Here is a 22,602-nt window from a genome sequence, read left to right on the forward strand (position 1 = left end):
GACACCGTCGAGGCCAACAGCTTTACCGAGCTCAAAGCCGAAGAACACCTGACCGTCAAAGCCGAGCGCAAAGTCGAGGTCAAACCCGACGACCACCTCAGCGTCGGGCAGAACCAGCACATCAAACTCGGCAGCGCGCAACTGACCAAGGCCGGCCGCGAGATTCACCTCAAGGCCGGGCAGAAAATGGTCATCGAAGCCGGCGTCGAACTGACCCTCAAAGCCGGCGGCAGCTTTATCAAACTCGACCCCGGCGGCATCACCCTCAGCGGCCCGCTGGCGAAAATCAACGCCGGTGGTGCGCCGGGCAAAGGCTCGAGTATCGGCATCAAACCACCGGTTCTGCCGGGAGCGGCGGATAGCGATAAGGCCGGGGATGTGTTGGAGCAGGCGCAAGGGAACGAACTGATCGGTGCGCCAACAAAGCGCAAGCGCATGCTCAACTTCTCCGGTTAACAGGGATCAAGCGCGGGCCGTCACCACGACCGCAAACAAGGATTAGGGATTTACAGCATGGCAGACAGCAAACCGATCAACTGGGCGTATCCGTTCCCAAACACGGGAACTGCGACCAATCCACTGCAGTACCTGACCCATATGGCCAAAGCTAGCGATGGCTACTACCCCACCGGCGAAAACGGCCTGTGGCATGGCGGCGTACATTTCGATCAAGGCACCGCCGCGGTCTTCGACCAGTCTAGCGTGCGCTGTATCGCCGATGGAGAAGTGATTGCCTACCGGGTTAACGATACCTACCCGATCACCGAGTACACCGGCGACATCCCGCAAAGCAAACGTGCGCCATTCTCCACGGGCTTTGTACTGGTCAAACACTGCCTGCAAGCGCCGGCAATGAGTGCTACCGGAACAGCATCGAGCAGTGGGCAATCGCCTCCCAAGTTAACCCTGTACAGCCTGTATATGCACTTGCAGGACTGGGCCGGTTATCAGGCCAAGCCGGATCTGCCCCGACCTGGGTTCTGGGAGGCGGCCACATACATCGTCGACACCAAAGACCAGGGCCTCAATGTACGCGCCGAGCCTATAGCCAACGCGAGCAAATTGGCCGTGCTGCCCAAAGGTACCCAGATCACCATCAGCCACACAGAAGGCGACTTCTGTAAGTTGCTGAGTATCGTCAATGGTGCAGCCGAACCGGCACTGACACTAGACAGTGAGGGCAACCTACCCGGCTTTGTTTCCGCCAAGCTGCTCAAAGCACAGGGCGAACCCAAGGCCAAAGACACAGTGGTGGTTCTGGAGCAAACCATCCCCATCAAAGCCGGTGAACTGATAGGCCATCTGGGCGTGTATCAGAACCATAACGGCGCGACGCGGCCTCTGCTGCACCTTGAAGTGTTCAGCTGTGAAGACGTTCCCGGTTTTATAGCCAAAAGCCGAGCCTGGGCTAGCCAATTGCCGGCCATGCAAAAGACCTTACTCAAGGTCCATAAAGACGCCAGCCGGCTGATTACCCACCGCGACGAAATCAAGGCAGACAACCCACCCAAGCTGGACGACGCCGGCAGTCAAATCAGCGTTGACCTGATCATCCCGCAATCCTTGCTGGACGGGTTACCCCGGCGGCCAGCAAAATCAAAGTCAGCACAGCCGTGGCCGGAAGCAACACTCCTCAGACCACCCACTGGTGGCGTCTTGACGGGCTGTTCGCAGACAAGGATGGCAACCCAATCAACGGCTGGCTGGCCGAGCAGGACCTGATCACCACGCGCCATAGCCCCTGGGAATGGCCAGACTTCCAGTGCATCGAAGACACCGGTACATCGGTCGAGAAACTGGCCTACACCTTCAATGCCCGTGGCATGCTGAGCGACGACGAAAAGCAGAATTACCGCGCCCAAATCAGCAAGGCCGACGGCGGCCCTATCCTGGCCATCGCCCGCCTCTACGACATAGTCGACACCGACAAGGACAGCGTACTGACCAGCGCAGAAATCCGCGCTGCCCTCGGCAAACCCTGGCACGCACAAGTCCTCGACCAACTGATCACCAAATACGAAAGCGAGTGGTTCTGGAACAAAAGCAAATGGGATGAACTCGATCCACTGCTGGCAGAAGAGCCAGGCAAACCGAATCCGATCTGGGAAAAAGAAAAACATCGGATCGAGAAGCTGAGTTGGTGGAAAGAACTGGTGGGACAGCATGGGATTAGTGGGGATGGAAAGGCGTGGCACTTTCAACCGATGGCATTTGTGAATCAGTTCTTCTCTGGAGATGTGTCGGATTGCGGGTGCAAACTTGGCAAAATATTCTCATGCGTCCGTTTCAAAGGACAAACCACTATCTACGGCCCCTTGTATAGCGGTTTAATTTCTCTAGATAAATATAAGAAATGGGACGAAACAACCGCTACAGGCGTAATTACCGAAGAAGAGAAAAAGATTTTTATCGCAATGTCCCCTAACGAGGGAAATATAGACTTCATACAGTCTTACGACAGTGAAATACTTACAGTCGGAGCCATGCAAAAAACCATAAACCCAAGTGGTGCCGGGGAGTTCCCCATCCAAGTATTTGACTTTAAAGAGCGCTACCCCAACCTGTATACTAGCCTTTTTGAAAATTGCGGCTGGACAGTCAAAGGCCCCCGCGCACGAGCAAAGATGTACTACAAAAATTCGACCCTAACTGAAGTCAATGAATATACCGGCGCTGACCTCAAGACGCTGATTCGGAAAGACTTTAGCGAGTCCATCTTTACTCAAAAACAGAAATTTGAATCGCCCCCTCTTGGCGCAATACTTAAAGCCATTACTCATGAGAAGTTTCAAGAGCAACAAATTTTGGACTTTTCCAAACGTATGAGAAGTGAAGTACTGGAAATTAAACCTTCTGGATCGGAATATAAACTTAAAGATTTCCTTAAATCGCTGCTTGGCAAGGCCACTGCGCTTGACCACCATATTAATCGCCCTGGTTATGTTAGCAGCGACTTCGGGGCTACTCTAAAGCGGTTCTTTGATAAAAATCCAAGTCTTTCTAAATCCCCTGCAAGCTGGGGTGACAACCATGCTCTGTACGAACTAGAGATACTCGAAGACTATGGCAAGACAAGAAGAATGGCGGTAGTACATGGTCGAAGTGTTGCTCCGGGCAGACACCAACATTTAAAAGACAACCTCTGAGGCATTTCCAGTGAAGCTCATAACAAACAAATTCGCATTAACAATTTCACTGCTTATAGCAATAAGCCATATAGCCGCCTGCGCTCAAGACACCTCCACTAGTCTTAAGTTTCAAGAGGGCGAGATAATTTTTGCCGACCCTGAGCAAGGCTCTTGGACTAAAATATATTTCTTAAAAAATGGTATCTCCCAACAGCTATTTACCGAAAAAAATACTTATTTCGACGAAAGTACTGATTCTGATTTCTCAAAGAACAAAGAATACTTAAAAATAAATAAAATTATTCGCGGATCTATACATAGCGATACCGGAGAAGAAGAATATGAACGCGCTTACTGCGTATTTGTTGAAATAGTCAGTGGATGTATCGCCAGACAGGAAACTGGTTCATTTTGCGGCGGAACTTGGGCTGAGAAAGGAAACACTTGGATATGGGCTGGTGAAGAAGTAATTATCGATGAACGCGACCCACACAAAGCATTAAGCGAGACCGATGTAGAAATACTCTCAGAAATCGGGGGAGCCGAGAATGTTTCTCGCTGTACTAAACCAAAAAACTAGATAACTTTAATTCATGAAGCATGCACTGACCACTGCAATTTTTTGCTCCCTCATCGTCACCGCACCTATCCAGGCGGCGACGAGCGTAATGCAGTTCGAGCGAGACAACCGTACAGAAACCTATACAGTGAACAACGAGACCGGCTCACTGGAGATCGAGTGGGGCGGCATTTCCAATAAATTCCCTACTGCCGTGAGTAGCAGCGGCGAAACCTATAGAGCCTTGGTGAATTTCAACGAAGGGCCAGCCTTGTTCTATGAAAATGCAGCCTCAAGTACGTCGTTCCAAGTGTATTACACCCTTAAAATCGAAAACGATGCCCCCATTGTCGACTGCATATACGGCAATATCCGCAACGCGCAGAACGGTGCCTCCATCAGGAAGGCCATCTGCAATCTGGGTAAACCGCTGACCAGCGATTATCAGGACTTGATATTTCCGTACTCGGATAAGTGGATCGGCGAATCGAATGCCGCCGGCGTTGAGCAGTTGATGACCGAGCCGCCACAACCTGTGGATATTCCGGTCGGCAGCTTGGCCGGAATCCGTGTCGTATTGCGCTATGACTCGCTCGACGACCTCGTGTCGGCAAGCCCGCGAACAATCGCGATTAAGGGCGCTGACTCGCGCGACTTCGGAACCGCGAATGCCTACTTCGTGTACGACGCAGATGGCGCAACTCCGTTGGGTTTGGACGTGGAGAAGAGTCCGGACGGTCACCGCCTAAAAAGGCTGGAGGGTACGAGGCTCCTAGAGGTCAAGGAGCCCGCTGAATGCGAGTGAACACTTGAGGGTAGGTATTACATGCACACTGGCAACTGGGCCGCTACTGGCTCAGCCCGACGCCGCAGGTTGGGCTGTTTGTGCTGGAAAGTTGAGGGGCGGTCGGGGCGCGTTGGCTAACCTCGTTTTCTACCGCTCCCCTCTTTGTATTCAACTACTTTTGGCGAGCTATGCGACAACAGCGCGTAGAACGATCGTGAACCGTCGCCAACAACAGTCGATTAGTATTTGAGACTTGCTATAAGTGACAATTGATTCGACGAGAAATCGCTGTCATTCCACTTATAGTCGTACTGCCCTTTGACCGTCCAAGAGCTGTTATCGCAATTACAAGACAGGAAGGTAATGCCTGCGCCGACATTGTAGAGATCGCGATCCTGCTCTATGCCTTTCACGTTAAATTCAGATCCGCCACCGCTGAAGGCGACCGTCTGCTCGGTGGTGGTATCGCTGAAATCATGCAACCACTTGACATGAACTTCAGGGGAGAAGGTGCTGGCACCGGATCGAATAACACGCTCGACCTTAACGCCAACGCCTGATTGAGTCAGGTTGTAATCCTGGTCATCCACACGATGATTCAAGCCGCCGGCACCGCTTTCTTTGTAGCCGTCGACTTTGATAAGCGAGGTCTGCAATGACGCGAAGGGCGTAACCGTGACTTCCTGATCAAAGTAGAAATGCTTTCCCGCCGAGACCAGAGCCGTGTACTGCTGGCCATCGTATTCAGATCTAGCCGTGCGATTTACGCCTGGAAAGCTGATCTGGCGCTCCCCATCATAACGATCCACCCCGGCTGTCAAAGCGCCTTGTACGTACCAAGGGCCCGGGGTGTAGTTGAGATAGCTGGTCAGCTGGTAAGAATCGACTGTTGTCTCACCCGAGGAGTTGTTGCCGTCAATTGTGCTATTCGCATAACCAGCGCTGAGACCAATTCGGGTGTTCTCGCTCACCGGCCGGTCATAGGCCACTACCAAACCGTAGGTTTTAGAGTCGTAGCCGTAACTGTTATCGACATCGCCCTGGCTACCCACATTGCCAAAGGTCTTAACCCACCAATTGCTCGGCTGCTCGTCGCCTTTACACTTCTGCGCGTCTTGTTGCGGTTGATCGGCTCCGCAGCTGGTGTCGCAACACATGGTCTGGATCTCGTCCACACGCGCTTGCAGCATGTCTTCCATAAGGCGCGTCGCCTGCCCAGCTACCCAGGGTGCTGCCAGGTTGGTACTGCTGGGGGCCAGTTGAGCCAATGCATCGGTGACGGCTGCGGCATTGGGAAGAGCCAGCACAGCGCCCTGAACGGTTTGCAAATCGGAACCCGTTGGAGCAGCGGAACCCAGTAACGCCCCTGCAACCGCATCGGCAACGGGTACGCCCAGTGAAACCGATTCAACGGTGATGAGTACGTCGCCCGTAGTGGTCGGCACACTGGAGAAGGTGTAAAGCGGGTTGCTATTGAGGACGGTTACGGTAGCCCCGTTGGTGCCCGCCAGGCCACCAACAATAGTGAACGTCGTTCCGGCAGTAAGCACGCCCGTTACAGTTGGAATCACCGTAATGCCGGCAGCATTGATATTCGAGGCGCCGGACGGCTGGATATTACCGTATACGGTATTACCGGCAAGGGAGGTTGCGATCGTGCCGTTGGCGTTAGTGGTCAACGCCCCGGTGATGGTCAAGGTATTCGCGCCGAGACTGAAACCTTGCGCTTGTACGGCGCCGGTAATGGATGCATCGCCGCCCGATACATTGATTTGCTTCAGCCCGCTTGCACCGCCAATAGCCCCGTCTATATGACTGCCGCTATTCAGGGTCAACGTACCGGTATTCGCAGTATTGGTCGTGATGGCCCCCGTCAGCAGCTGGCCTGCGCCGAGATTAAGAAAACCATCACCGACAAATACAGGTGCCGATATGACGTCACCGTTGAAATTTACAGTTCCTTCCCCGCTAATCTGGGTCGTAGTGGCGAATACGTCGCCATTAAAGTCAACCGTGCTACCGGTAGCACCGGCACTGATATTGAGAAACAGAACGCCTGGCTGGCCGGTAGACCCGGTGACTATCGAGTCGCCAAGAAACAGAAGATTGCCGGTATTATCAGAATCCGTGGTAAAAGCACCGCCGAGATCGTTATTAGTATTGACATTCTGACCGTCGTTAATGGTCAATGTGGCGCCACCCGTGGTGTCGACACCATTCAGCTCACCTTCCGCCCCGACTACACCGGGAAGCGCAACGGCCTCGCGGGCTAAACTAATCGGGGCCCAAGCCACGATGGCAGCCGCCACAGCTACAGATATTAAGCTGGTTTTCATATAGGCCCTTTAAATTAAAATGTCATAATTGACACTGCAACTTAGGCCTAATAAATATAATTAGCAAACAATCATAAAACAATTATTCAAACAAGAAGCCAACACGAATCGCAATCAACTCTAAATCTACCACCTATCGGATCATTGAAACTATTGGCGCACCGTGAAAAGCACCTAGTAATTGCTATGGAACGAAATGCAGGTCCTACATCACTGCCATTAACTTAAGCACTTTCCTATAAACATCATATGATTAGCGCTCAAATCAGCACATAAGAGAAACTCTGGCGGCCTCTCATTCCACAGCATTTGACACCGCCCGCCAAACCCCGGCTTGAAAATCGTACAAACCAACCAGCCTGCTCGATTGTCCCACCTTCATCGATGGTCACCGTCAGCCGCCCCAAAACTTTACCCGCCGACGCCAACTGACCTTCAAGAACCTGGTCCTGTTCTTACTGAACGAACTCAGGAGGTCATGCCTTTTGCATATGAGAAAAAGGGCCGTCCATTTATTTTCATGACCATTAGCCAGAATGATGGCCCGAATGGCCGCTCCTGGCCGACTCTGCCCGCTCAATGAGGGTCGGAGTCGACCCAGAGCGGTCGTTGTTAAATGACGAAAAATGGACAGTCGTGGCCTATCAGCAGGGCAATCAGAGATGATCTTTTCACCCCTATCCCCAGGGCTGCCGAATCAAAGATCGCTTTCCTCAACCACCCGCACCATCCCCGCGTCCAGCGCATAGGCCGCATCGGCCAGCTCGTTGCTGACCGGCTCCACCTGCAAGGTGCCACTGACCCAGAGCGGGGCGTAGATGTCTTCCAGCTCGATGCCCGCCGGGTAGCGCACCAGCACCAGCTGGTTGGGCGGCGGTGGCGGGACGTGGATGCAGGCACCGGGATAGGGAACGAGGAAGAACAGGATGCTGCGGCCCTGGGCATCGGTTTCCAGGGGGACGGGGTAGCCGCCCAGGCGGATGGCTTTGCCGTCGAGGGCGGCCACGGTCTTGGCCGAGTACATCACCGCCGGCAGGCTATGGTCCTGCTGCCGAAGGCCGCCGGGATTGTAAAAGGCGCCGTCCTGCTCGGGGCTGTCGTGGCTGATTTCCGGCATGGCTTCGAGGGCCTGACGGTCTTCTGCCGGCATCAGGTCGAGCCAGTCGGTTTCCGCCAGCTCGGCGCGGGCCAGGCCGCTCAGCAGCAGGAGGGACAGCAGCAGGTGACGCATGGTTTTACTCGCAGGTGACTAAGAAGCGAAGGGTCACTCAACCCTTCTTGATTGCGCCATAGAGTACCAGCAGGACCACCGCGCCGATCACCGCGCCGATGAAACCGGCGCCCTGGCCCGCCTGGTAGATGCCCAGCGCCTGGCCGCCGTAAGTCGCGGCGATGGCGCCGCCGATGCCGAGCAGGATGGTCATGATCCAGCCCATGCTGTCGTCGCCCGGCTTGAGGAAGCGTGCAATCAGGCCGACGATCAGGCCGATGAAGATGGTGCCGATAATGCCCATGACAGGTTCTCCGAATAGGTAAGTGTGCCGGGGCTGGGAAACGCCATGGCATTAGGCTATCGGATTGATGGAAGCCGCGGAGGTTCCGTGAAAAGTCGCTGGCGCCGGCTGCTGCCCGCGCCAGAGACCACCTCAGGCCTTGTTGATCAGCGCCTCGACGGTCGCGATCTGCCGCTCCAGGGTGGCGCGATCGGCGCAACGCAGGGTGGCGTGGCCGACCTTGCGCCCGACCTTGAATGCCTTGCCATAGTGGTGCAGGTGGCAGTCGTCGATGGCGATGACCTCGGCCACCGGCGGCACTTCGCCGATGAAGTTGAGCATGGCGCTCTCGCCGACCTTGGCGGTCGAGCCCAGCGGCAGGCCTGCGACGGCGCGCAGGTGGTTCTCGAACTGGCTGCACTCGCTGCCTTCGATGGTCCAGTGCCCGGAGTTGTGCACGCGCGGGGCGATCTCGTTGGCCTTGAGGCCGCCGTCGACCTCGAAGAACTCGAAGGCCATCACGCCGACGTAATCGAGTTTTTGCAGCACGCGGCCGACGTAGTCCTCGGCCAGGGCCTGCAGCGGGTGATCGCTGCTGGCGATGGACAGGGCGAGGATGCCGCTGTCGTGGCGGTTGTGCACCAGCGGGTAGAAGCGCGTCTCGCCATCGCGGCCGCGCACGGCGACCAGCGAAACTTCACCGGTGAAGGGCACGAAGCCTTCGAGGATGCAGGGCACGCTGCCCAGTTCGGCGAAGGCGTCGCTCACGTCTTGCGCCTGGCGCAGGACCTTCTGGCCCTTGCCGTCGTAGCCCAGGGTGCGGGTCTTGAGTACGGCCGGCAGACCGATATCGGCAGCGGCGGCATCCAGGTCGGCCTGCGAGTGGATATCGGCGAACGCCGGCGTGGGGATGCCGAGGTCCTTGAACATCGACTTCTCGAACCAGCGGTCGCGGGCGATGCGCAGCGATTCGGCGCAGGGGTAGACCGGCACGAACTGGGAGAGGAAGGCCACGGTCTCGGCCGGCACGCTCTCGAACTCGAAGGTCACCAGGTCGACCTCATCGGCCAGCTGACGCAGGTGATCCTGGTCGCCGTAGTCGGCGCGGATATGCTCGCCGAGGGCCTGGGCGCAGGCGTCCGGCGCCGGGTCGAGGAAGGCGAAGTTCATCCCCAGCGGAGTGCCTGCCAAGGCCAGCATGCGACCCAGTTGGCCGCCACCGATTACACCGATTTTCATGCGTCTACCTCTTTCAATACCGCACGCGCCTTAGCAGGCTGTTGAAAAACTACCTACGTTGCCATCGCGGCGTTAAAAACAGGCTCAAAATGCTCATTTACAGCTCGTAAACTCCGCTTTTTCGCCTGTTTTTGCCTTGCGCTGGCTGCCTCGCCAACGTTTTTCAACGGCCCGCTAGACTCTACACACGCCCCATGGGAGCGGGCTTGCCCGCGAAGCTTTTACCTGGCCAACGCGCCATCAAGCCTGACGCGGGTCCGGATTATCCAGCACGGTGTCGGTCTGCTCCTGGCGGAACTGCTTGAGCGCCGCGTGGAACTGCGGGTGCTGGTGACCGAGGATGCTCGCCGCCAGCAAGGCCGCGTTGATCGCACCGGCCTTGCCGATGGCCAGGGTGGCGACCGGAATACCGGCCGGCATCTGCACGATCGACAGCAGCGAATCGACACCCGAGAGCATCGACGACTGCACCGGCACACCGAGTACCGGCAGGTGGGTCTTGGCCGCACACATGCCCGGCAGATGCGCCGCGCCACCGGCACCGGCGATGATCACCTGGATGCCACGGCTGTCGGCCTGTTCGGCGTACTGGAACAGCAGGTCCGGGGTGCGGTGGGCGGAGACCACCTTGACCTCAAAGGGAATGCCCAGCTTTTCCAGCATATCGGCGGTGTGGCTAAGGGTGGACCAATCGGACTTGGAGCCCATGATCACGCCAACCAGTGCGCTCATCGTCGTGCCTCTATCATTTGGCGCCTCAGGGCGCGTCAAAAACCAACAAGCCACGCAGAGGGCGTGGCTTGTCATGTTTGGGACAAACCCGCGAGCCGGCGGGTTTGGAGGCGGCGCAGTATAGCGTAACGACACAAAGATCGCCCCCCCTGCATGACCGTCCGTCCGCCGGAACGGGTGGGGTCTTTCTCTCTGCATACAGAGGCCGCGAAAGCTTGCACCCCCAAGCGCTTCGGAGACTCGCCGTTATCAGCCGACCCGAAAAGGGCTAACCCCCATCTCGACGAACGGCCCCTGGAGGCCACCAGCACAGGGCAGTCGTCGACTAATCTAATACCTGCTTGCCGTTGTTTATCCCGGTAGTCGACTTGTTCAGGGGGCCAACCTTCCTAATAGAGGGCATCTGCAATGAAAACGATATCGGCCACCCGCTGGACGCTAATAGCTTTCCTGGCGACCGCCCTGCTGGCGCCCAACTGGGCGACGGCGCAGGTGGCCTTCGACCGCATCGTGGTGTTCGGCACCAGCCTGTCCGACCCCGGCAACGCCTTCGCCCTGACCCGGCGTCAATCGACGGCGCCCTACGCCAACCTGGATTCGCTGCTGGTGCCGGACGCACCCTATGCCCGCGGCGGCCACCACTTCAGCAACGGCGCCACCTGGATCGAGCAGTTCGCCCGGCCGCTGGGGCTCGCCGCCAGCGTGCGCCCGGCCTTCGTCGGCGCCAACGATGGCGCGAGCAATTATGCGGTGGGCGGCGCCCGGGCGCACGAGGACGGGATCAACGCCAACCTGGCGTTCCAGGTTGGCAGTTTCCTCTTCGACGCTGGCGGCGTGGCCCCGGCCGATGCGCTCTATGTGCTGGAGATGGGTGGCAACGACGTCCGCGACGCCCTGGTGGCAGGCCCGGGCGGCGGCGCCATCATCGCCGATGCGCTGGCCGCCATCGGCGCCAACCTCAATGCGCTGTACACCGCCGGCGCCCGCTACTTCCTGATCACCAACGCACCCAACCTCGGGCTGACCCCCGCCGTGCGCACCCTCGACACACTCAGCCCCGGCGCCGCGCAGGCGGCCGCATTCTTCTCGCAATCGTTCAACGCCGGCCTGGAGGGGCTGCTGGCGAGTGTCGAGGGGCTGCCGGGGATCGAAATCGCCCGGCTCGACCTGTATCAGAAGCTCGGCGAGCTGGTGGCCGACCCGGCGGCCTTCGGCCTGAGCCAGGTGGACAGCGCGTGTATCACCCCCGGGGTGCCGCCCTTCACCTGCCGGAGCGCCGATGACTTCCTGTTCTGGGACGGCATCCACCCGACCGCATTCGGGCACGCCATCTTCGCCCAGGAGGCGGTCTTTGCCCTTACGCAGTAGCAGCGGAGCGACGGGCAGAGCACGGATGAGGAGGCGACCCGGCCAGGGTCACGACAACGTTGAAATGTCGGTTAATCGCGGTCTTACCCATGTACCGCGATCCCCTGTAGGGGTGGGTTAGGCGCACGCTGCCGATAGCGATGAGCCCGCAAGATCCATTGCGCCGTCACCCACCATCGGTGCAACGCAGGGATAGCGCCTGGTGGGTTACGCGGCGCGCCACGATGGCGGTGTCTGATCGTTCAAAGGTTGGCGCCGCTAACCCACCCTTGTATCTCGACAATTCAGGATTGGCACGCGTGCCAGGACCGCAATACCTAGCCCGGATGCAATCCGGGGAGCGAATACCCCAGCTCACGCCTCGTTGCGGCCGACGCCACCCTCCAGCTTGCGCCACAACAGCCTGACCGCCGCCTTGCGCACCAGGGCGCAGCGGTGCAGGCGGATCTCCAGCGGCACCCGCCATTGCTCGTCGCCGCACACCGCCAGCTCGCCGCGGGCCAGTTCGGCGGTCACCGACAGGCGCGGCACCCAGGCCACGCCCATGCCCTGCAGGGCCATGCTTTTCAGGCTGTCGGCCATCGCCGTCTCGTACACCGTGGTCGAGCGCAGTGCGCGCTGGCGCAGCAGCAGGTTCACCGAGCGGCCGAGAAAGGCGCCGGCGGTATAGGCGAGCAGCGGCACGCTCTGGCCGCTGTCGAGGTCGAACAGCGGCTGGCCGTCCTCGCCCACCGCACACACCGGCAGCATCTCGGTGCGGCCCAGGTGCAACGAAGGGAAGATATCCGGATCCATCTGCAACGCGGCATCCGGGTCGTAGTAGGCGAGGATCAGGTCGCAGCTGCCTTCGCGCAGCGAGTGCACCGCCTCGCCGACGTTGGTCGCCACCAACCGGGTATTCAATGGCATGCCTTCACGGCGCAGGCGGGCGATCCATTCGGGGAAGAAGCCCAGGGTCAGCGAATGCGCGGCGGCAATCTGCAACACCTCGCCCTGCTTGCCTTCGAGGTTGTGCAGGTGACGCACCACTTCGCCCAGTTGCTCGACCAGGCTCCGTGCCGTGACCAGAAACAGCTGGCCGGACTCGGTCAGCTCGATCGGCGTGCAAGCGCGGTTGACCAGGGTCAGGCCGAGCATGTTCTCCAGGCTGCGGATGCGCCGGCTGAAGGCCGGCTGGGTGACGAAGCGCTTCTGCGCCGCCTGGGAGAAGCTGCGGGTGGTGGCCAGGGCGACGAAGTCTTCCAGCCATTTGGTTTCCAGGTTCATAAGGCATCCATCTCGTGGCTTGAACGTAGGGCGGGGCGTAGGGCGGACTCAGGAGCGTAGCGAACAGTCCGCCAGACCCTTGCCGATTCACCCCACGCGCACAGCCGAACCTGCTCCGGCGTACTGCTGCGCGAGTACGCCCTACGGCGGCGTAACGCGGCGTAACCCACCACCGGCACAACGCGGTCGATCGCCTGGTGGGTTACGCGCCGCGCCACAGGTGCAGGTGGGATAGAGGCGGTGTACGGCGCCGCTAACCCACCCTACTACGCTCGCCGACAATTCGGCGTCACACCGACATTATGCCGATTGTGCATAGCCTAGCGCTTAACAGCATTGGCCAGTTTGTGGCCGCAGCCCATAACCTACGGGATATCGCGGCGTCAGCCGTATTCCCTAGAGATACCCCCATCATGTCCGCTACTGCATCATTCCGCGTCGAAAAAGATTTGCTCGGCACCCTCGAAGTCCCCGCCGAGGCCTATTACGGCATCCAGACCCTGCGCGCCGTGAACAACTTTCGCCTGTCCGGCGTGCCGCTGGCGCACTACCCCAAGTTCGTCACCGCGCTGGCCATGGTCAAGCAGGCGGCCGCCGACGCCAACCGCGAGCTGGGCCACCTCAGCACGGCCAAGCACGCGGCGATCAGCGAAGCCTGCGCCCGCATCATCCGCGGCGACTTTCATGAAGAGTTCGTGGTCGACATGATCCAGGGCGGCGCCGGCACCTCGACCAACATGAACGCCAACGAGGTGATCGCCAACATCGCCCTGGAGGCCATGGGCCACGCCAAGGGCGAATACCAGTACCTGCACCCGAACAACGACGTGAACATGGCGCAGTCGACCAACGACGCCTACCCGACCGCCATCCGCCTCGGCCTGCTGCTCGGTCACGACACCCTGCTGGCCAGCCTCGACAGCCTGATCGGCGCCTTCGCGGCCAAGGGCGAGGAATTCGCCCACGTGCTGAAGATGGGCCGCACCCAGCTGCAGGACGCCGTGCCCATGACCCTCGGTCAGGAATTCCGCGCCTTCGCCAACACCCTCGGCGAAGACCTGGCGCGCCTGCGCAGCCTGGCCCCGGAGCTGCTCACCGAAATCAACCTGGGCGGCACCGCGATCGGCACCGGGATCAACGCCGACCCGCGTTACCAGCAACTGGCCGTCGACCGCCTGGCGCTGATCAGCGGCCAGCCGCTGGTGCCGGCCGCCGACCTGATCGAAGCCACCTCGGACATGGGCGCCTTCGTGCTGTTCTCCGGCATGCTCAAGCGCACCGCGGTCAAGTTGTCGAAGATCTGCAACGACCTGCGCCTGCTCTCCAGCGGCCCACGCACCGGGATCAACGAGATCAACCTGCCGGCGCGCCAGCCCGGCAGCTCGATCATGCCCGGCAAGGTCAACCCGGTGATCCCCGAGGCGGTCAACCAGGTGGCCTTCGCCATCATCGGCAACGACCTGGCCCTGACCATCGCCGCCGAGGGCGGCCAGCTGCAGCTCAACGTCATGGAGCCGCTGATCGCCTACAAGATCTTCGACTCGATCCGCCTGCTGCAACGCGCCATGGACATGCTGCGCGAGCACTGCATCAATGACATCAGCGCCAACGAGGCCCATTGCCGGGCGCTGATGGAGAACTCCATCGGCCTGATCACCGCGCTCAACCCCTATATCGGTTACGAAAACTCCACCCGCATCGCCAAGCTGGCGCTGCTCAGCGGCCGCGGCGTGCTGGAGCTGGTGCGTGAAGAGAACCTGCTGGACGACGCCACCCTGGCCGACATCCTCAGCCCGGAAAACATGATCGCGCCGCGCCTGGTGCCACTCAAAGCCTGAATCCGACGCGCCCCGTCGCGCCTGAAACGGCGCTCGGTTCGCCGAGCGCCGCCCCGCCAGACCGCGCAGACGGTCAGCCCAATAACAACAACAAACGGTAAAAGCACATGAACCAGAGCACGATCCTCACCGCCCCATGGCGCCTCTGGGGGCGCCTGCCCCTGTGGCAGCAGATCCTTATCGGCCTGACCCTCGGCGTCGCCACCGGCATCGCGCTCAAGCAAGACGCCCTGATCCTGGCACCGCTCGGCGCGCTGTTCCTCAATGCGATCAAGATGCTCATCGTGCCGCTGGTGTTCGTCTCTTTGGTGGCCGGCATCACCTCCATGCAGGACAGCGCCAAGCTCGGCCGCATCAGCGTCAAGACCATCGCCATCTACCTGGTCACCACCGCCTTCGCGGTGAGCATCGGCCTGCTCTTTGGCACGCTCTTTACCCCTGGCGAGGGCATGCACATGGTCGCCAGTGGCGCCAGCGAGGCCAAGCAGGCGCCTTCGCTGATGCAGATCCTGGTCGGCCTGGTGCCGAGCAACCCGGTGACCGCCTTCGCCGAGGGCAACATCCTACAGATCATCGTGTTCGCCATCGCCCTGGGCGTGAGCTTGAACCTGATCGGCGACAAGGCCGCGCCGGCGATCAAGCTGTTCGACAGCCTGGCCGAGACCTTCTACAAACTCACCGACCTGATCATGCGCTGCGCCCCCTACGGCGTGTTCGCCCTGATCGCCGGGGTAGTCGGCAGCCACGGCGCCGAGGTGCTGCTGCCGTTGGCCGGAGTGATCGGGGTGATCTACTTGGCCAGCCTGACCCATGTGCTGCTGGTCTACGGCGGCCTGCTCGGTCTGCTCGCCCGGCTCAGCCCGCTGCGCTTCCTCCAGGGCATCGCTCCGGCACTGGCGGTGGCCTTCAGCACCTCGAGCAGCGCCGGCACCCTGCCGGTGTCGATCGAATGCGCGCGCAAGAACCTCGGCGTGTCCGAGGGCGTGGCCGGCTTCGTGCTGCCGGTCGGCGCCACAATCAACATGGACGGTACCGCCATCTACCAGGGTGTGCTGGCGCTGTTCATCGCCCAGGCCTTCGGCGTCGACCTGAATGCCGGCCAGTACCTGATGATCATCCTCACCGCCACCCTGGCCTCGATCGGCACCGCCGGCATCCCCGGCGCCGGGCTGATCATGCTCGGCCTGGTGCTGACCGCGGTCGGCCTGCCGCTGGAAGGCGTGGCGCTGATCGCCGGCATCGACCGCATCCTCGACATGGCGCGCACCACGGTCAACGTCGCCGGCGACCTGATGACCACCACCCTGGTCGGGCGCAGCGAGAACGAGCTGGACCGCGAGGTCTACAACAACTCGAACAAGGAATAGGCCGCCCCACCGCCCCACCGTTGACTCACCACCGCCGGGGCATGGGCCCCGCCGGCATCCGTTGCGAAGCCCGCCCCGCCCGGACAACCGTCGGGCGCGGGGCGCTCGCGTTTAGGAGTGATCGACCATGCGCCGTTTTGTCTCGCTGCACCTGTTGCTTGGCCTGCTGTTCGCGTCCTGCGTTCACGCCGAGCTGCCACGGGATTACCGGGTGATACTGCTCACCGAGAATTTTCCGCCCTTCAACATGGCGGCAAACAACAAGAACTTCGCCCGCGACCAGAATATCCAGGGCCTCAGCGCCGATATCGTGCGCGAGATGTTCAAGCGTGCCGGCATCGGCTACAGCCTGACCCTGCGCTTCCCCTGGGCGCGGATCTATAAACAGACCCTGGAAACGCCCAATCACGGGCTGTTTTCCACCTCGCTGAGCGAGGCGCGGCGCCCCCTGTTCAAATGGGTCGGGCCGATCGCCCAGTATGAAAGCGTGCTGGTCGGCCTCGAGGGGAGCGCCCCGCGCCTGGACAATCTGGAGCAGGCCAAGGCCTACCGCATCGGCGCCTACCGCAGCGCGGCCGTTAGCCAATACCTCGAACGCCTCGGCTTCACCCCGCTAAACGCCCTGCGTGACCAGGCAAATCTGCGCAAGCTGCAGCGCGGGCAGATCGACCTGTGGGCCACGTCCGACCCGGTCTGGCGGGTCTACGCCAAAGAGCAAGGCGTCAGCGGCCTGAGCGCGGTCTTGAGTTTCGAGACCTCACAGCTCTACTTGGCGCTGAACAAGGACATTCCGGATGAGGTGGTGGAACGCCTGCAGGCGGCACTCGAGCAGATGCGCAGCGAAGGCTATGGCACCTGCGCGAAGAACCCCGAGTTGTGCTAACTGCTACGACCTACTCCCTGTGGGAGCGGACGTGTCCGCGATGGGGTCTCCCAAGACCCTCAGTCATCGCGGCCAAGGCCCCTCCCACAAGGGCGACCCGGCGTTGTTTGCGCGCAATCGCCTTCGCGGATAAAGACCAGGCGTCCCCTGCACGCCCGCAAAAGCCCTGCTCCGCCCGCTTGCCCAGACTGGACACCGCAGCCTACGCGGCCGAGTGCCTATTCGATCTCGAACAGACCATCGCGGATATGCGCACCCGCCAGGCGCCGACGGATGTCGGCATCGATCCGCGGATCGTCCGGGTCGTAGAGCAGCGCCTGGCGGAAGGCGTTGACCCGGTTGATCTCACTGCCGAGGAACTCCCAGACCACCCGGGTACAGACCGGGGTGCGCCGATCGCCGCTGGAGACCCCGGTCTTCAGGCCGTTGAGGCGGGTGATGCGGCTCTTGAAGCTGGGGATCAGGATAGTCTGGCTCATCTCGTTGCCGGTCAGCGACTCGTAGTCGATCAGGAACAGCCGATCCTGCAGGTAGAAGGCCGCGCCCAGATAGCGACAGCGCACCCAGTCCTCGGACTTGGCACTGGCGGCGCGCGACGGTTCCTGGCGCTCCTGGCGCTCGAACAGGTAGCTGCCGCGCTCCTCGCGCAGCTGCACCAGCGACTGCAGGATCTGCCCGGGCACCGACATGCAGTTGGCGTACTCGAAGTAATAGCCGCAATAGCGCGCCAGGCTGCTGGCGTGCTCGCGCAGCGGCTGCAGCAACTCCAGCAGCGGATCGCCGCCGGCGCGCTGCTCCAGGCCGCTACCACGCGCACCGATCAGGTGGGCGAACTGCTCGCCCGGCAGGCTCAGTTCATAGGCCTCGACGCCGAAGAAATCGCAGATGCGCTTGAGGTTGTGCGCCGTCGGGCGGCTCTGGCCGCTGAGGTATTTGTTGAACTGGGCGCGGTTGATCGCCAGCTTGCGACAGACCTCGGCGATCGAGCGGTAGTGGCTGCAGAGCAGCTTGAGATTGGGCCCCAGGTATTCCGACATGCTGCAGTTCCTCTTGGCGCGAGCGACGCGATTGTAGCATCAACTCGCATCAGATCGCCGCCACCCGCGAAATTGCATGACAAACGCGTCTGGCCAACCATTCCCGGGCCACATGCTGACGCTGCATTTTTCCCCAACAACAAGAGAGAGAGACCCTCCCGCCATGCTCGATATTCTCAACGACCTTATCTGGAGCAAGCTGCTGATCGTGATGCTGATCGGCCTTGGTCTGTACTTCACCGTCGCCTCGCGCTTCGTCCAGTTCCGCTATTTCGGCAGCATGTTCCGCATCTTCAGCGAGGCCTTCAAGCACCGCCCGGGCCAGCTCAGCTCGTTCCAGGCGCTGATGCTCAGCGTCGCCGGCCGCGTCGGCGCCGGCAACATCGCCGGGGTCTCGGTAGCCATCATGCTCGGCGGCCCGGGCGCGGTGTTCTGGATGTGGATGGTGGCCCTGGTCGGCATGGCCACCAGCTACTTCGAGTGCTCGCTGGCCCAGCTGTACAAGCGCCGCGAAGCCGACGGCAGCTACCGCGGCGGCCCGGCCTTCTACATCCAGCACGGTCTCGGCCAGCGCTGGCTGGGCATCGTCGTCTCGATCCTGCTGCTGGTGACCTTCGGCTTCGGCTTCAATGCCGTGCAGTCCTACACCGTGGCCAGCTCGATGCATGACACCTTCGGCCTGCCCACCCATATCAGCGGCCTCATTCTGATGGCGGTGATCGGCCTGATCATCTTCGGCGGCATCAAGCGCATCGCCAAGTTCGCCGAAGTGCTGGTGCCGATCATGGCCTTCTCCTACATCGCCATGGCGCTGGTGGTGATCGGTCTGAATATCGAGGCTGTCCCGGCGACCCTGACGTTGATCGTCAAGAGCGCCTTCGGCCTGGAGCCGGCCTTCGCCGGCGGCATAGGCGCGGCCATCATCATGGGGGTCAAGCGCGGCCTGTTCTCCAACGAGGCGGGCCTGGGCAGTGCACCCAACGTCGCCGCCGTGGCCGAGGTCAAGCACCCGGTCGCCCAAGGCATCGTGCAATCGCTCAGCGTGTTCATCGACACCATGATCCTGTGCAGCTGCACCGCGCTGATCATCCTGCTCTCCGGCGTCTACCAGCCGGGCATGGAAGTGTCCGGGGTGATCCTGACCCAGACCGCCATGGCCAGCGTGCTCGGCGAGTGGGGTCGGGTATTCATCAGCATCGCCCTGCTGCTGTTCGTCTTCACCACCCTGATCTACAACTACTACCTCGGCGAAAACGCCCTGGGCTTCTTCAGCGAAAAGCGCTGGCTGGTGCAGGCCTACCGCGTGCTGGTGATCGGCCTGGTACTCTGGGGTTCGGTGCAGGATCTGGGCACGGTGTTCGCCTTCGCCGACGTGACCATGGGCCTGCTGGCCATCGCCAACCTGATCGCCCTGGCCCTGCTGTTCAAGGTCGGCCTGCGCCTGATGCGCGACTACGACGGTCAGATCAAGGCGGGTGTAGAGTCGCCGGTCTTCGACCCGAAACAGTTCGCCGACCTGGACCTCGACCCGGCGGTCTGGCCAGCCCAGCCGTCGACAACGCCGCAGACCCTGAGCGCCGAGATCGGCCACAGCGTGCACCAGCGCTGAGCCGCTAACGATGTGATACACAGGGGGCCATGGCCCCCTGTTTTTTTATCTGAGGAGAGCCGTCATGGCGATAACAAAACTCCTGGTGCTCTACACCGGCGGCACCATCGGCATGCAGATGAGTGCCGACGGCCTGGCGCCCGCCTCCGGCTTCGAGGCGCGCCTGCGAGCGCAAGAAGCGCAGGAACCAGGGCGGCAACTGCCCACCTGGATCTTCCGCGAGCTGCTGCCGCCGATCGACAGCGCCAACATGAGCCAGGCCAACTGGCTGGCGATGGTCGCGGCGATCCGCGCAGGCATCGAGCAGGACGGCTGCGACGCCGTGCTGGTGCTGCACGGCACCGATACCCTGGCCTACAGCGCCGCGGCCCTGAGTTTTCTGCTGCTCGGCCTGCCGGTACCAGTGCTGCTGACCGGTTCGATGCTGCCGGCCGGCGCCCCGGGCAGCGATGCCTGGGCCAACCTGTTCGGCGCCATGCAGGCACTGCAGCAGGGCGTTGCACCCGGCGTGCAGCTGTACTTCGACGGCAAGCTGATGCATGGCGCACGGGTCAGCAAGCTGGCCAGCGCCACCTTCGGCGCCTTCGCCGAACTGCCGCGCCAGCGCCGGAGTCCGCGCGCCGAGCGTATCCCCGCCCGTCTCGATTACCGTCAGCCGCGCCAGCCGGTGAGCCTCGCCGTGCTGCCGTTCTTCCCCGGCATCCAGGCCGCGCACGTCGACGCCCTGCTCGCCAGCGGCGTACGCGGCCTGCTGCTGGAGTGCTACGGCAGCGGCACCGGGCCGTCGGACGACGCCGAGCTGCTCGCCGCGCTCAAGGCGGCCCATGCGCGCGGCGTGGTACTGGCGGCGATCAGCCAGTGTGCCCATGGCCATGTCGAGTTCGGCGTCTATGCGGCGGGGAGCAAGCTGGCCAGCGCCGGCCTGGTCTCGGCCGGCGGCATGACCCGCGAAGCCGCCCTGGGCAAGCTGTTCGCCCTGCTCGGCGCCGGCCTGAGCCAGGCCGAGACGGAACACTGGTTCGCCCTGGACCTGTGCGGCGAACGCGCCGAGCAGGCGGACGTGTAGGAGCCACGGGAACGCCTGAAAGGCGATCCCTGGCCAAGATCGCCAGCAAGGACTAGGCGTCAACCTGGCTCCTACAGCTTGCGGTCAGGGCACAACCGTTTCAGGATGATGGATCTCACCGACAGGAGGCTGTCCGATGGCCGTTCGCATTCCCGCCGAGATCCGCCCCGTCAGCGCCGCCGACCATGCCGCCTGGCTGCCCCTGTGGCAGGGCTATCAGCGCTTCTACATGACCGAAATCCCCGCCGCCGCCAGCGATCTCGCCTGGCAGCGCTTTCTCGACCCGGCCGAACCCATGCACGCCGCCCTGGCCTGGCACGAGGGCAAGGCCATCGGCCTGGTGCACTGGGTCTACCACCGCTCGACCTGGACCGTTGGCGACTACTGCTACCTGCAGGATCTGTTCATCGCCAAGGACCTGCGCAGCAGCGGCGTCGGTCGCCAGCTGATCGAACACGTCTACGCCCAGGCCCGCCTGGCCGACTGCGCGCGGGTGTACTGGCTGACCCACGAAACCAACAGCAAGGCCATGCTGCTCTACGAGCGGGTCGCCGAACGCTCGGGCTTCGTGCAGTTCCGCAAACTGCTGTGACAGGTTGTGAAAAGACTCCCGCCTACGGCGGTCAAGCGGCCGGCCGCCGGGCGATGAAGTCGATTTCCACCAAGGCATGACGGGCCAGGCCGGTGGTGCCAATGCAGGTGCGCGCCGGGCGCATACCCTCGGGGAAATAGCCGGCATACAGCGCATTGAAGCGCTCGTAGTCGCCATGGAAATCGGTCAGAAAGGCCCGCGCCGAAACCACATGCTCCAAGCCCAGACCCAGCCCCCGCAGCACCACCAGCAGGTTGTCGAAGGTCTTGTGCGTCTGCGCCTCGATGCCCTCCGGCAGCGGTGCGGACTCGTTGCCCGGGTCGATCGGCAATTGCCCGGTGATGAACACCCAGCCATCGACTTCACAGGCATGGGAAAAGGGTGCAACCGGCGCGGGTGCGCCGGCGAACATGTGGTACTGGGGCATGGGGGCTCCTGACGGCAGTAGGTGGAAAGGCGTGCAGCAAGTAGCCTAGCAACCTGCCGGCTCGGAGGTTGTGGAAATATCCAACGCCGTCGCGCGAGCGTCTCCAGACGTTCGCCGCGGGCGTTTGGATACGGTCGCAGTAGGCAGGAGTTTTTTCACGGCCGCTCAGAACACCGACCAGCCGATCCGCTCGCTGAGCAGCTCCAGCGCCTTGATTCCGGCCAGGGAATTGCCGGCCGCATTCAGTTCCGGCGACCACACGCAGACGCTGAAGCGCCCCGGCACCACCGCGACTATGCCGCCGCCCACGCCGCTCTTGCCCGGCAGGCCGACCCGGTAGGCGAAGTTGCCGGCCTCGTCGTACAGCCCGCTGGTGGCCATGATCGCGTTGACCTGCTTGGCCTGCCGCGGGGTGAGGATCTGCGCACCGCTGTGCAGGCAGAAGCCACCGTTGGCCAGAAAGCAGAAGGCGCGGGCCAGGTCGACGCAGCTCATGCGCAGCGCGCAGTAGCTGAAGTAGCTGCGCAGCACCGCTTCCACATCGTTATGGAAATTGCCGAAGGACTGCATCAGGTAGGCCGCCGCCGCGTTGCGCGCGCGGTGCTGGTATTCCGAATCGGCGACCCGGTTGTCCACCGCCACCTGCGGGTTGCCGGCCAGACGGCGGACGAAATCGCGCAGGGACACCACCGGCGTGGCGAAGCGCGACTGGTTGATGTCGCAGATCACCAGGGCGCCGGCGTTGATGAAGGGGTTGCGCGGCCGCCCGCGCTCGAACTCCAGCTGCACCAGGGAATTGAACGGTTGCCCGGACGGCTCGTGGCCCAGGCGCTGCCAGATGTCCTCGCCGGAATGAGCGATGGCCTGGACCAGGC

20 protein-coding genes and 2 pseudogenes are annotated in these 22,602 nt (G+C 61.6%); 13 read left to right on the forward strand and 9 right to left on the reverse strand.

Annotation, left to right across the window (positions count from 1 at the left end):
• The 5 genes and pseudogenes from ABZE94_RS10245 to ABZE94_RS10265 all read left to right on the forward strand — a co-directional run.
• Window positions 1-456 (forward strand): annotated as a pseudogene (locus ABZE94_RS10245) (type VI secretion system tip protein VgrG); the annotation flags it as partial.
• A gap of 57 nt (window positions 457-513) precedes the next feature.
• Window positions 514-1,722 carry a hypothetical protein gene (locus ABZE94_RS10250; protein ID WP_372875422.1) on the forward strand — a complete coding sequence of 403 codons (1,209 nt, stop codon included), beginning with the start codon at window positions 514-516 and terminating at the stop codon, window positions 1,720-1,722.
• A complete protein-coding gene (locus ABZE94_RS10255; protein WP_372875423.1) occupies window positions 1,614-3,146 on the forward strand; it encodes a hypothetical protein in 1,533 nt (510 codons plus the stop codon). The genes ABZE94_RS10250 and ABZE94_RS10255 overlap by 109 nt, the downstream gene beginning before the upstream one ends.
• A 10-nt stretch (window positions 3,147-3,156) precedes the next feature.
• On the forward strand, window positions 3,157-3,708 hold the full coding sequence (locus tag ABZE94_RS10260; RefSeq protein WP_372875424.1) for a hypothetical protein: 552 nt from the start codon (window positions 3,157-3,159) through the stop codon (window positions 3,706-3,708).
• A gap of 13 nt (window positions 3,709-3,721) precedes the next feature.
• Window positions 3,722-4,492 (forward strand): hypothetical protein, encoded by a 771-nt coding sequence (locus ABZE94_RS10265; protein ID WP_372875425.1) that lies wholly within the window; start codon window positions 3,722-3,724, stop codon window positions 4,490-4,492.
• 221 nt (window positions 4,493-4,713) lie between these two features.
• Here the strand turns inward: ABZE94_RS10265 and ABZE94_RS10270 are convergent, their stop codons facing one another.
• Window positions 4,714-6,810 carry an autotransporter domain-containing protein gene (locus ABZE94_RS10270; RefSeq protein ID WP_372875426.1) on the reverse strand — a complete coding sequence of 699 codons (2,097 nt, stop codon included), beginning with the start codon at window positions 6,808-6,810 and terminating at the stop codon, window positions 4,714-4,716.
• A gap of 334 nt (window positions 6,811-7,144) precedes the next feature.
• On the opposite strand from ABZE94_RS10270, the pseudogene ABZE94_RS10275 reads away from it, so the two are divergent.
• Window positions 7,145-7,283, forward strand: a pseudogene (locus tag ABZE94_RS10275) (IS4 family transposase); the annotation flags it as partial.
• 224 nt (window positions 7,284-7,507) lie between these two features.
• Here the strand turns inward: ABZE94_RS10275 and ABZE94_RS10280 are convergent.
• From ABZE94_RS10280 to purE, 4 genes are all read right to left on the reverse strand, one after another.
• A complete protein-coding gene (locus tag ABZE94_RS10280) occupies window positions 7,508-8,041 on the reverse strand; it encodes a DUF3299 domain-containing protein (protein WP_372875427.1) in 534 nt (177 codons plus the stop codon).
• Between the two features lie 37 nt (window positions 8,042-8,078).
• Window positions 8,079-8,324 (reverse strand): GlsB/YeaQ/YmgE family stress response membrane protein, encoded by a 246-nt coding sequence (locus tag ABZE94_RS10285; RefSeq protein WP_372875428.1) that lies wholly within the window; start codon window positions 8,322-8,324, stop codon window positions 8,079-8,081.
• 132 nt (window positions 8,325-8,456) lie between these two features.
• The gene (locus tag ABZE94_RS10290) at window positions 8,457-9,542 is read right to left on the reverse strand and encodes a 5-(carboxyamino)imidazole ribonucleotide synthase (RefSeq protein ID WP_372875429.1); all 1,086 of its coding nucleotides are present in this window, start codon (window positions 9,540-9,542) and stop codon (window positions 8,457-8,459) included.
• 240 nt (window positions 9,543-9,782) lie between these two features.
• Entirely contained in the window at window positions 9,783-10,274 is a 492-nt protein-coding gene (gene purE / locus ABZE94_RS10295) for a 5-(carboxyamino)imidazole ribonucleotide mutase (protein ID WP_372875430.1), read from the reverse strand.
• 408 nt (window positions 10,275-10,682) lie between these two features.
• Between purE and ABZE94_RS10300 the strand changes: the two genes are divergently transcribed.
• Entirely contained in the window at window positions 10,683-11,642 is a 960-nt protein-coding gene (locus tag ABZE94_RS10300) for an SGNH/GDSL hydrolase family protein (protein ID WP_372875431.1), read from the forward strand.
• Between the two features lie 354 nt (window positions 11,643-11,996).
• Here ABZE94_RS10300 and ABZE94_RS10305 read toward each other — a convergent pair whose 3' ends face one another.
• Window positions 11,997-12,908 carry a LysR substrate-binding domain-containing protein gene (locus tag ABZE94_RS10305; protein WP_372875432.1) on the reverse strand — a complete coding sequence of 304 codons (912 nt, stop codon included), beginning with the start codon at window positions 12,906-12,908 and terminating at the stop codon, window positions 11,997-11,999.
• 413 nt (window positions 12,909-13,321) lie between these two features.
• Between ABZE94_RS10305 and ABZE94_RS10310 the strand changes: the two genes are divergently transcribed.
• The 3 genes from ABZE94_RS10310 to ABZE94_RS10320 all read left to right on the forward strand — a co-directional run bounded on the left by ABZE94_RS10310 (window position 13,322) and on the right by ABZE94_RS10320 (window position 16,996).
• Window positions 13,322-14,746 (forward strand): aspartate ammonia-lyase, encoded by a 1,425-nt coding sequence (locus ABZE94_RS10310; RefSeq protein ID WP_372875433.1) that lies wholly within the window; start codon window positions 13,322-13,324, stop codon window positions 14,744-14,746.
• Between the two features lie 107 nt (window positions 14,747-14,853).
• A complete protein-coding gene (locus ABZE94_RS10315) occupies window positions 14,854-16,113 on the forward strand; it encodes a dicarboxylate/amino acid:cation symporter (RefSeq protein WP_372875434.1) in 1,260 nt (419 codons plus the stop codon).
• Between the two features lie 127 nt (window positions 16,114-16,240).
• Entirely contained in the window at window positions 16,241-16,996 is a 756-nt protein-coding gene (locus ABZE94_RS10320) for a substrate-binding periplasmic protein (protein ID WP_372875435.1), read from the forward strand.
• Between the two features lie 218 nt (window positions 16,997-17,214).
• On the opposite strand, the gene ABZE94_RS10325 is transcribed toward ABZE94_RS10320, so the two are convergent.
• On the reverse strand, window positions 17,215-18,033 hold the full coding sequence (locus ABZE94_RS10325; RefSeq protein WP_372875436.1) for a helix-turn-helix domain-containing protein: 819 nt from the start codon (window positions 18,031-18,033) through the stop codon (window positions 17,215-17,217).
• 163 nt (window positions 18,034-18,196) lie between these two features.
• Between ABZE94_RS10325 and ABZE94_RS10330 the strand changes: the two genes are divergently transcribed.
• The 3 genes from ABZE94_RS10330 (at window position 18,197) to ABZE94_RS10340 (ending at window position 21,300) form a co-directional block, all read left to right on the forward strand.
• On the forward strand, window positions 18,197-19,642 hold the full coding sequence (locus ABZE94_RS10330) for an alanine/glycine:cation symporter family protein (protein ID WP_372875437.1): 1,446 nt from the start codon (window positions 18,197-18,199) through the stop codon (window positions 19,640-19,642).
• Window positions 19,643-19,706: 64 nt separating this feature from the next.
• On the forward strand, window positions 19,707-20,708 hold the full coding sequence (locus ABZE94_RS10335; RefSeq protein WP_372875438.1) for an asparaginase: 1,002 nt from the start codon (window positions 19,707-19,709) through the stop codon (window positions 20,706-20,708).
• A gap of 136 nt (window positions 20,709-20,844) precedes the next feature.
• Window positions 20,845-21,300 (forward strand): N-acetyltransferase family protein, encoded by a 456-nt coding sequence (locus ABZE94_RS10340; RefSeq protein WP_372875439.1) that lies wholly within the window; start codon window positions 20,845-20,847, stop codon window positions 21,298-21,300.
• Between the two features lie 31 nt (window positions 21,301-21,331).
• Here the strand turns inward: ABZE94_RS10340 and ABZE94_RS10345 are convergent, their stop codons facing one another.
• Window positions 21,332-21,727, reverse strand: coding sequence for a RidA family protein (locus tag ABZE94_RS10345; protein WP_372875440.1), 396 nt, complete (start codon window positions 21,725-21,727; stop codon window positions 21,332-21,334).
• 165 nt (window positions 21,728-21,892) lie between these two features.
• A partial coding sequence (gene glsB, locus ABZE94_RS10350) for a glutaminase B (RefSeq protein WP_372875441.1) occupies window positions 21,893-22,602 on the reverse strand: 710 nt, incomplete at its 5' end.

Origin of the sequence: Pseudomonas sp., assembly GCF_041601375.1 — a bacterium.
Taxonomy (GTDB): domain Bacteria; phylum Pseudomonadota; class Gammaproteobacteria; order Pseudomonadales; family Pseudomonadaceae; genus Aquipseudomonas.